An 8,928-nucleotide genomic window follows, 5' to 3' on the forward strand; every position below is an offset into this window, starting at 1 on the left:
GCCCGTCCGCGCCCTCGAAGGGGGCCAGCATGATGGCGGTGAGATGGGCCGCATTGATCGCCAGCGCATCGGGCGGCGTGGCGACGGTGACGAGCCCCGACCCCGCCCTAAGCGCGCCCCGCGCTGCAAGGCGCGCCGCGCCGGTATGAGCGGCATCGCCCGAGACCACCACCGCATGGCCATGATCGTATTTGTGAAGCTCCATCGAGGGCTTCGGATAAGCGGGCCACCAGAGGCCGGGGGTGTTGTCGAAGCGGCGCGGCGCAATCTCCTCCAGCACCTTGTCTTCTATGCCGATGTCGACGACATGGACCTCGCCGCATAGCGCGCGGCCCGGCAGTACCCGGTGCCCCGGCTTTGCCCGGAAAAAGGTAACAGTGTGCGCCGCCCTGAAGGCAGCCCCGCGCACAAGGCCGGTATCGCCGTCCAGGCCGCTCGGCACATCGACGGCAAGGACCGGAATACCCTCTTGCGTGACATGGCGGATGATCTCGGCGGGCGTTCCCTCCACGTCGCGGGAAAGCCCGGCGCCGAAGATCGCGTCGATGACGAGCGATGCGCCTTTCGCAGCATCCGCGGTGAGGGGATAGACGGGGCCTGCCCAGCGATGGGCCGCCTCGGCGGCATCGCCCTTGAGGCTTTCGCGCGCACCCATGAGGAAGACCGAGACCTGCCAGCCCCAGTCGCGTAGCAGGCGGGCGGCAATGAAGCCGTCGCCGCCATTGTTGCCCGGCCCGCAAAGGACGGACACCGGCGCCTTTTCGAAATGCGCCACCGCCGCTTCCGCGACGCCGCGACCGGCATTCTCCATAAGAACGATGCCGGGCTTGCCGCCCTCGATGGTGAGGCGGTCGGCGCGGCCCATCTCCTCCACCGTGAGGAGCGCGGCGGGCGTTTTTGCCGGGGCGTGGGGAATCAATGAAGTGGCCATGCGCCTATCATAGCCGGGCGATTGTGGCCGCCAATTGGCAAGGAAGCTTCAATTCGCCCCTCAGTTCACCTTGGTGACGGCTTCGCGGCCCTTCTCGATCAGCCGCAGCTTGCCGCCGCCGGTCTCGAAGACCGTGACGGAGCAATTGTCCGGCTTGAAGGTCACGAGGCGGTCGTCTTCCATGGCGATGCCCGCCGCGACATTGATGGCGATGAAATGGGAAAAGATCACCGTATCGCCAGGCAGTTCCAGCAGCGCATTGGCGACGCCCTGCCGCCAGGCCAGCAAATCCACATTCTTGGACAGGTGCCCGCCATGCCCCTCGCCCGCCACGGCCTCGGCCCAGGTGCCGGCCATGATCTTGCGCAGCCATTCGCCGCGGGATTCGAGGTCGTCGATCGGCGACGGGATTTCGGCGACGCGCGGCTCGACCGCCGGGTCGTGGTTCCAGCGCGCCGCAAGCGGCATGGAAGTCTCGCGGCAGCGCTTCAGCGGCGAGGTGAGAATGGGAAGCCTGCCCCCTGCCCGCGCTTCGATTTCATCGGCCACGGCTTCGGCCTGCGACTGGCCGAGTTCGCTCAGGCCGGGATCGGCGTCGGCGTTCCATCCGGCGGCGGCTTCGCCATGACGGATCATGTAGATGGTGGGCATGTCTTCTCCCCGTTTTCGGCGCGTTACGTTCTGTGAACCATGATGCGGCCCTTATATCGACATGACCGGGAGAGGGCACTACGCTTTCCACATTACAGGCCGTTAAGGAGGACGACATGACCGATTCGCCCGATCCCGTGCAGAGTGCCGTCACATCGACCGGCGACAATATGGACGGGCCCAAGCTCGTCTACATTCTGTATTTCATCGGCTTCGTGGTGGGTATTACCGCGCTTGCCGGCCTTATCGTCGCTTATCTGAAACGCGGCGAGGCGGGGCCGAACGCCACGACACATTTCACGTTCCAGATCCGGACCTTCTGGATCGGACTGCTATTCAGCTTCATCGGCGCCATCACATCGATGATCGTTATCGGCGTGATCATCCTCTTCGCGACCGTCGTCTGGGCACTGATCCGGCTCATCAAGGGCTTCATGCTCGCGAGCGACGACAAGCCCATTCCCGATCCGGAAACATGGCTCTGGTGAGAGCGAGTCTTTAGCCGACCCGATCCCGTCATTGCGAGCACAAGCGAAGCAATCCAGAAGCGATGAGTCTCGCGCTGGATTGCTTCGTCGCTATCGCTCCTCGCAATGACATGGCTTTTACCGGCACCCCTCCAGCCAGACATCGCCACGATCCATTGGGGCACATTGCGCGGCGACAAGACGTTTAATCCTCTCGACCCTGTCATCGAGTGCCATGTCCTCACCTCTCAAATCGTAATTTGCCGGAGCAATAAGGACAGCGACCAGCCGCAGAAACTCATCTTCGGTAAGTTCGGCGGGAGGGCGCTTGAAGATCGCCTCGCTCGCCCGATAAAAGCCGGTCATCCAGCCGTTGGGCCCGCGCCCCATTTCCAGGGTATCAAGCCAGAGCGCCATGATTTGCGCCTTGTCGAGCCGCCTTTCCAATCCGAGGGCATAGCCGGTCTGGCGTATCTTGCCTATTCCAGGACGAAACCGGTCAAAGGCCAATCGTTTTGCCAGAGATTGGGTGACGGTGGTCGCCCCGGCCCCCGCGGTCGTGAAGTCTATGCCGGCATGCTCTGCGAAAGCAGGGTCTTGAACCTTGAGCAAGATGTCCAGTCGTCCGGGGCCAAGATCACTTCCTCCCAACCCCGCTGCGATTAGCCTGTCGGCACGTTGTCGCAGTCCATCGGCATCATGTAGCGCATCGAAGTATCCTTTCGCCCCATACGCTACGGCCAGAACGAGCAACAACGCCCCGCCAAGCGCCAGATACTTCAATATACGAGACATGTGTATTCCCACACTTCCCCGTCGATCCGAGATGGTTTGCCGACTAAGGCACAACGGACCGGACAAACGAAGGGGCCCCGAAGGGCCCCTTTTTCTTGTTCCAGTTCTTATTCCGGCGTGAAGATGTTGACGCCTTCCGGGTCGGCGACGACCGTGCCCGGCCTTCCGAGCTGGTCCCGCTCGACCATATCCTTGAGCGTTGCCGGATCGTTTGGCGTATGCGCCACGAAGCGGGCATCGGTATCGTCCAGGCGGCCGAAGACGATGGCGAAATCCGGCCCGTCGCGGCCATGGACCACCGTATAGGTTTCGATCTTCGCCTTGCCGTTGGGCGTCTCGTCCACGACGGGGTGCTTTTCGGCGTCGATTTCCGCCTGATAGGTGGCGGGCGCCTCGCGCTCCCATTTGCCCTCTTTCGGCAGGGTCGAATAAAGGCCCATGCCGTGCTTGGTCACGTACCAGCCATTGGAGGTGCAAAGCCCCTTGGTGCCGGGTTTGGCGCGCAGCTTGTCCATCATGGTGGCGATGGAGTGCATGACGTAGTTGTTGCCCGCGCCGCCGAAGTACGGCAGGCCGCCCGTGACGGTCAGCTCGCGCGGATCGTCTTCCGCAATGCCCAGCGCGTCGCGGCCGATCTGCACGGCGGAGGGGAAGCAGGAATAAAGATCGATATAGTCGATCTGGGAGATGTCCCAACCCGCCATGCCGAACGCCTTCTCACCCATCTTCTTGATGGCAGGCGAGGTGTAATAGTTCACGCGCTCGGTGGGGAACCAAAGGTCGTTCGCATCGCCGCAGCCATGCAGGAAGACCCATTTCTCCTGCGGGATGCCCAGCTCGCGCGCCTTGCCGACCGACATCATGACGACGGCGGCGGCCTGATCGACCTGCATGATGGCATTCATATACTTCGTGTACGGAAAGCCGATATAGCGGTTGGCATCGGTGACGGTGGCGATTTCCTCCGGCGTCCGCTCGACCGGGAACCAGGCCTGCGGATGCTGCGCGGCGACTTTCGTGAAGGGCGCCATCAGCTTGCCGACGGCGAGCTTGTGCTCCTCCACGGTACGGCCCTGCTGGCCGCGAATGGCGTTTTCGAACATCGGATAGATGTTCACCGGGTATTGCAGCTTGTGGCGCTTTTCCGTTTCGGTGACGCCGGCCTTCTCGTTGCCGATGTCGATACGGTCCTGGCCGGGGTTCTCGTCATGCCAGTCGAGCACCTTGCCCTGCCCCAGCGCGCGCATCATGGTCGCGAAGCATTCAGAGCCCGCGACCAGCGCGATATCCGTCTCGCCCTGCGCAATCTGCTCGGCGGTGTAGTTCACCAGATACTGGGGGGTATTGCCGCCGGTGGGGCCGTAACAGGTCTTGGCCGGATTGGCGCCGATGAGGTTCGACAGCGTTTTCGCCGCATTGGGATAACGGCCAAACGGAAGGCGCGCACTGTCCGGGCTGTCGGTGATGAAGCGGACGCAAGTGACGGTATCGACCACATCCCAGAGCTTCTTGCCGAGCCCGGTATCGGCGGCGGCGGCTTCGGCCGCGTCCGCCATCAGATGCATGGGCGACTTTGCCTTCTCGACATCCTTTTCCTTCTGGACGTTCTGGCCGCAACCGACCAGCACGGGCATGCGATCGTCGAGTTTCACATCTGACATAACTGCCTCTCCCTGCCGCGCCTCTTGCGGGCGCATCGCTATTGGTTATTCGTTGGCGCGAGAATAAGGATTGCTTGCACCCTGTCCAGCAAAGGAGGGCGTCCGGGCCGCATGACGCAGGGGCACACTAGATCGGGTGCTTCTCGCGATAGGCGATGGCGGAAAGGATGAAGCGGGCGCCGATCACCAGCGCCTGCTCGTTCACCGCATGGCCGAGCCCCGGCATGGCCTGCCCGGCGGCAACGAGACCGGCATCGGTGAGGGCCTTCACCGATTCCATCATGGCGTAGACCGGCACCATCTCGTCCTGCTCGCCATGAATGAGCATGACGGGCGGTTTCGACTTCATGTCGGCGGCCAGCCGGTCCGCGCCGACGAGGCCGCCCGCATAGCCCAGGATCGCCGCCGGGGCTTGCTCACGCCTGAGACCGACGTGGAGCGCCATCACCGTGCCCTGGCTGAAGCCGACCAGCACGAGGCGGGAGCCGTCGAGCCCGAGCCGGGAAAGTTCCTCGTCTATGAGTGTATCAATACCACCGCGCGCAGCGTCCGCCTCGTCGAACATGCGGGGATGGCCGGCGGGCAGGCGCTGCATCCATTGATAGCCGCCATCGGGGCATGGCGTGGGCGCATCCGGCGCAACGAAAGCGATATCAGGCATCGAGCCCTGCCAGTAGTCGGCAAAACTCATGAGGTCGGCCCCGTTGGAGCCGAGGCCGTGCAGGAAAACGACCAGCCATTTCGCCTTGCCGCTGGCGGCGTCGCGGCGAAGGATATTGCGCTCCCCGCTCATGCGGCGCGGGCTTTCGCCCAGTCGGCGAGGCGCTTGCTCGCTTCGGTCAGGATGCCGTCCTGCTTGCAGAAGCAGAAGCGGGCAAGATGGGTCGGCGCATCGCCGGAATCGTTCGAGTAGAACGCGCTCATGGGCACGGCGGCGACCTTGGCCTGTTCCGTGATCGCGCGGCAGAACTCTTCGTCGGTGCCGTTGAACCCGAGAGGCCGGAAATCGGCGGTGACGAAATAGGTGCCGTCGGCGGGCAGGACTTCGAACCCGGCCTCAGCCAATCCCTTCGAGAGAATGTCGCGCTTTGCCTCCAGCGCGCCGGCAAGCCCTGCGAAATAGTCGTCGTCCTTCCCCAGCCCGTAGGCGATGGCCGATTGCAGGCCGGGGGCCGTGGTGAAGGTCACGAATTGATGCGTCTTGGCGATGACCTCCATCAGCGCTGCGGGCGCGGTGACGTAGCCGATCTTCCAGCCCGTCAGGGAAAAGGTCTTGCCCGCCGAGCCGATGCGTACGCAGCGCTCCCGCATGCCGGGCAGCGTCATCAGCGGAATATGCTCATGGCCGGAAAAGACGAGATGCTCATAGACCTCGTCGCAGACGGCATAGGCGTCGTATTTTTCCAGAAGCCCCGCAATCGCCGTCAGCTCCTCACGGGTGAAGACCTTGCCGATGGGGTTCATGGGTGTGTTGAGGACGATGAGCTTGGTCCTGTCGCTGAAAGCCGCCTCCAGCGCCTCCACCGGCAGCGACCAGTGCGGCGGCTGGAGGGAGACGGCCTTCACCGTCGCGCCCGCCGCCTCTATCACTGGCCGGTAGCTGTCGTAGCAGGGCTCGATCAGGATCGCCTCGTCGCCGGGCTGGAGGAGCGCGGTGATACTGTCATGCAGCGCTTCCGTCGCGCCGGAAGTGACCATCACTTCTTTCTGCCAATCGACATCGAGGCCGTAGAAGCGCCTGTTGGCCTCGCCTACCGCTTCGCGCAGCGCGGGCAGCCCCATCATGGGCGGATACTGGTTGGGGCCATCCAGGATCGCCTTCGCCGCCGCCTCTCGAATATCGGCCGGCCCTTCATCATCCGGAAACCCCTGTCCGAGATTAATGGCGCCATGTTCGTTCGCCAAGGCGGACATCACCGTGAAGATCGTGGTGCCGAGAGAGGCGAAGACGGGATTGGCGGGTTTCATATCGGCTCCGTATCCGTGCCATTTCGTTTGCAGGGACCGCTTTTCGCGGCCTGCTGTCCTTGTCGCGGGCGCCGAAAACACTGTCAACCGCGCGCCGATCCCCTTCCTGGTCAAAGGCCGCTGGAACGAGCGCAAAACCATTGATATGTTGTTGCCTGCAAATTGTTCATTTCGCCTTTTTTATGTGCATCCACGCTGCTCAACAAAAAGGCAAGGCATCGGGTGATGTGCCACTAACCAGCTGAAAAATATATGAAATCGTGCCGCGTCCCAGTTGGCACGGCCCATGCTATTCAGACATCACATGACGGCGGGCACTGAGGCCCAACCACAAGGAACCCCGGATGAAAAAGATCGAGGCGATCATCAAGCCGTTCAAACTCGACGAGGTAAAGGAGGCCCTTCAGGAAGTCGGTCTTCAGGGCATTACAGTTACGGAGGCGAAAGGCTTCGGCAGACAGAAAGGCCATACGGAACTTTATCGAGGTGCGGAATATGTCGTCGATTTTCTCCCCAAGGTGAAAATCGAAGTCGTGCTGAATGACGATACGGTCGGCAAAGCCGTGGAAGCCATCCAGGCGGCTGCCCGCACGGGCCGCATCGGCGACGGCAAGATTTTTATCTCCAATGTCGAAGAGGCGATCCGCATCCGTACCGGCGAGACCGGCTCGGAAGCGATCTAACAGAGCGTAACGGCCGGCCAACCGGCGACATGGCTCACAAGGTCCCAACCGGTGAACTCCGGGACCTCAAAAATATTGGAGGCACATCGCAGCATCCTTGCAGGGGGAACAGCCCCCGGGTTGCTGTATCGTTTCAAGTTGAGGGGGCGGCCAGATCATGAGCAGCCCCCATCGAGAACAGGGAAAGAGGATCAAATGGCTGACTTCAATTCGGTCCAGGCGCTGATCAAAGAGAAGGACGTGAAATACGTCGATCTGCGCTTCACCGATCCGCGCGGCAAGATGCAGCACGTCACGTTCGACGTGAACATGTGCGACGAAGACTTTTTCGCCGAGGGCACGATGTTCGACGGTTCGTCGATCGCCGGCTGGAAGGCGATCAACGAGTCCGACATGATCCTGCTCCCGGACATCGAAACCGCGGTAATCGACCCCTTCTACGCCCAGACCACGCTCGCGATTTTCTGCGACATTCTGGAGCCCTCCACCGGCGAGCCCTATGGCCGCGACCCGCGTGGCACGGCGAAGCTTGCCGAGGCCTATCTCAAGTCCACCGGCATCGGCGACACGGTCGTGTTCGGCCCGGAAGCCGAATTCTTCGTGTTCGACGACGTGAAGTTCTCCACCGAGCCCTACAACACGGGCTTCGCGGTGGACAGCGTCGAGCTGCCGACCAATTCCGACACGGAATACGAGACGGGCAACCTCGGCCATCGTCCGCGCACCAAGGGCGGCTATTTCCCGACCAACCCGATCGATAGCGGTCAGGACCTGCGCGGCGAAATGCTGACGGTCATGGGCGAGATGGGCGTCGAAATCGAAAAGCACCATCACGAAGTCGCCGCGGCCCAGCACGAGCTCGGCATGAAGTTCCAGACCCTCACCAAGGTCGCCGACCACCTGCAGATCTACAAGTATGCGATCCACAACGTGGCGCATGCCTTCGGCAAGTCGGCCACCTTCATGCCGAAGCCGGTCTTCGGCGACAACGGCACGGGCATGCATTGCCATCAGTCGATCTGGAAAGAGGGCAAGCCGCTCTTCGCCGGTAACAAGTATGCCGACCTTTCCGAGGAATGCCTGTGGTACATCGGCGGCATCCTGAAGCACGCCAAGGCGCTGAACGCCTTCACCAACCCGTCCACCAACTCCTACAAGCGTCTGGTGCCGGGTTACGAAGCGCCGGTGCTGCTGGCCTATTCGGCCCGCAACCGTTCGGCCTCCTGCCGTATCCCTTATGGCACGTCGCCCAAGGCCAAGCGCATCGAGATCCGTTTCCCGGATCCGACGGCGAACCCCTATCTCGCCTTCGCCGCGATGATGATGGCCGGCCTTGACGGCATCGATAACAAGATCGATCCGGGCGCGCCGATGGACAAGAACCTTTACGATCTTCCGCCGGAAGAGCTGAAGGACATCCCGACCGTTTGCGGCTCGCTGCGCGAAGCGCTTGTCGCGCTCGACGAGGACCGCGACTTCCTGAAGAAGGGCGGCGTGTTCACCGACGACCAGATCGAGGGTTACCTCGAGCTCAAGTGGGAAGAAAACATGCGGTACGAAATGACGCCGCATCCGGTCGAATACGACATGTACTATTCCTGCTAATCCTTTCGGATATGCAGAACGGCAAGGGCCGGAGCGAAAGCTCCGGCCCTTTTCGTTTGCGGGGTAGTCTGCAGGCTGCTTGCGGGATCAAGCCGCGCCGGCGGCGCCCTCTTCCCAAAGCAATGTAACGGCGGGTCTCGTTTCCCAGAGAGAAGGCTCGTGATGGA

9 protein-coding genes are annotated in these 8,928 nt (G+C 62.3%); 3 read left to right on the forward strand and 6 right to left on the reverse strand.

Annotation, left to right across the window (positions count from 1 at the left end):
- Both CMI59_RS15180 and CMI59_RS15185 read right to left on the reverse strand, forming a co-directional pair.
- Positions 1-931: NAD(P)H-hydrate epimerase (locus CMI59_RS15180; RefSeq protein WP_293329077.1), on the reverse strand; the 931-nt coding region annotated here is incomplete at its 3' end.
- A gap of 60 nt (positions 932-991) precedes the next feature.
- Entirely contained in the window at positions 992-1,582 is a 591-nt protein-coding gene (locus CMI59_RS15185) for a histidine phosphatase family protein (protein WP_293329078.1), read from the reverse strand.
- Between the two features lie 116 nt (positions 1,583-1,698).
- Between CMI59_RS15185 and CMI59_RS15190 the strand changes: the two genes are divergently transcribed.
- Positions 1,699-2,070, forward strand: coding sequence for a hypothetical protein (locus tag CMI59_RS15190; protein WP_293329079.1), 372 nt, complete (start codon positions 1,699-1,701; stop codon positions 2,068-2,070).
- Between the two features lie 117 nt (positions 2,071-2,187).
- Here the strand turns inward: CMI59_RS15190 and CMI59_RS15195 are convergent, their stop codons facing one another.
- From CMI59_RS15195 to CMI59_RS15210, 4 genes are all read right to left on the reverse strand, one after another.
- Positions 2,188-2,844 (reverse strand): transglycosylase domain-containing protein, encoded by a 657-nt coding sequence (locus CMI59_RS15195; RefSeq protein WP_293329080.1) that lies wholly within the window; start codon positions 2,842-2,844, stop codon positions 2,188-2,190.
- Positions 2,845-2,951: 107 nt separating this feature from the next.
- Positions 2,952-4,505 (reverse strand): acetyl-CoA acetyltransferase, encoded by a 1,554-nt coding sequence (locus tag CMI59_RS15200; RefSeq protein ID WP_293329081.1) that lies wholly within the window; start codon positions 4,503-4,505, stop codon positions 2,952-2,954.
- Positions 4,506-4,632: 127 nt separating this feature from the next.
- Complete coding sequence (locus tag CMI59_RS15205; RefSeq protein ID WP_293329082.1) at positions 4,633-5,298, reverse strand: dienelactone hydrolase family protein; 666 nt, start codon at positions 5,296-5,298, stop codon at positions 4,633-4,635.
- Positions 5,295-6,473 carry an aminotransferase gene (locus CMI59_RS15210; RefSeq protein WP_293329083.1) on the reverse strand — a complete coding sequence of 393 codons (1,179 nt, stop codon included), beginning with the start codon at positions 6,471-6,473 and terminating at the stop codon, positions 5,295-5,297. The genes CMI59_RS15205 and CMI59_RS15210 overlap by 4 nt, the downstream gene beginning before the upstream one ends.
- Before the next feature lie 344 nt (positions 6,474-6,817).
- On the opposite strand from CMI59_RS15210, the gene CMI59_RS15215 reads away from it, so the two are divergent.
- Positions 6,818-7,156: a P-II family nitrogen regulator gene (locus tag CMI59_RS15215; protein WP_293329084.1), complete on the forward strand. Its 339-nt coding sequence runs from the start codon at positions 6,818-6,820 to the stop codon at positions 7,154-7,156.
- A 195-nt stretch (positions 7,157-7,351) separates the two neighbouring features.
- Positions 7,352-8,761 (forward strand): type I glutamate--ammonia ligase, encoded by a 1,410-nt coding sequence (glnA, locus tag CMI59_RS15220; RefSeq protein ID WP_293329085.1) that lies wholly within the window; start codon positions 7,352-7,354, stop codon positions 8,759-8,761.
- Positions 8,762-8,928 lie beyond the last annotated feature (167 nt).

It is taken from the genome of Parvibaculum sp. (assembly GCF_002684405.1).
Taxonomy (GTDB): domain Bacteria; phylum Pseudomonadota; class Alphaproteobacteria; order Parvibaculales; family Parvibaculaceae; genus Parvibaculum.

Bases quoted from the DNA above. Each gene is read 5' to 3' on its own strand.
- CMI59_RS15185 (WP_293329078.1), bottom strand. From the start codon at position 1,582: ATGCCCACCATCTACATGATCCGTCATGGCGAAGCCGCCGCCGGATGG.
- CMI59_RS15190 (WP_293329079.1), top strand. From the start codon at position 1,699: ATGACCGATTCGCCCGATCCCGTGCAGAGTGCCGTCACATCGACCGGC.
- CMI59_RS15195 (WP_293329080.1), bottom strand. From the start codon at position 2,844: ATGTCTCGTATATTGAAGTATCTGGCGCTTGGCGGGGCGTTGTTGCTC.
- CMI59_RS15200 (WP_293329081.1), bottom strand. From the start codon at position 4,505: ATGTCAGATGTGAAACTCGACGATCGCATGCCCGTGCTGGTCGGTTGC.
- CMI59_RS15205 (WP_293329082.1), bottom strand. From the start codon at position 5,298: ATGAGCGGGGAGCGCAATATCCTTCGCCGCGACGCCGCCAGCGGCAAG.
- CMI59_RS15210 (WP_293329083.1), bottom strand. From the start codon at position 6,473: ATGAAACCCGCCAATCCCGTCTTCGCCTCTCTCGGCACCACGATCTTC.
- CMI59_RS15215 (WP_293329084.1), top strand. From the start codon at position 6,818: ATGAAAAAGATCGAGGCGATCATCAAGCCGTTCAAACTCGACGAGGTA.
- glnA (WP_293329085.1), top strand. From the start codon at position 7,352: ATGGCTGACTTCAATTCGGTCCAGGCGCTGATCAAAGAGAAGGACGTG.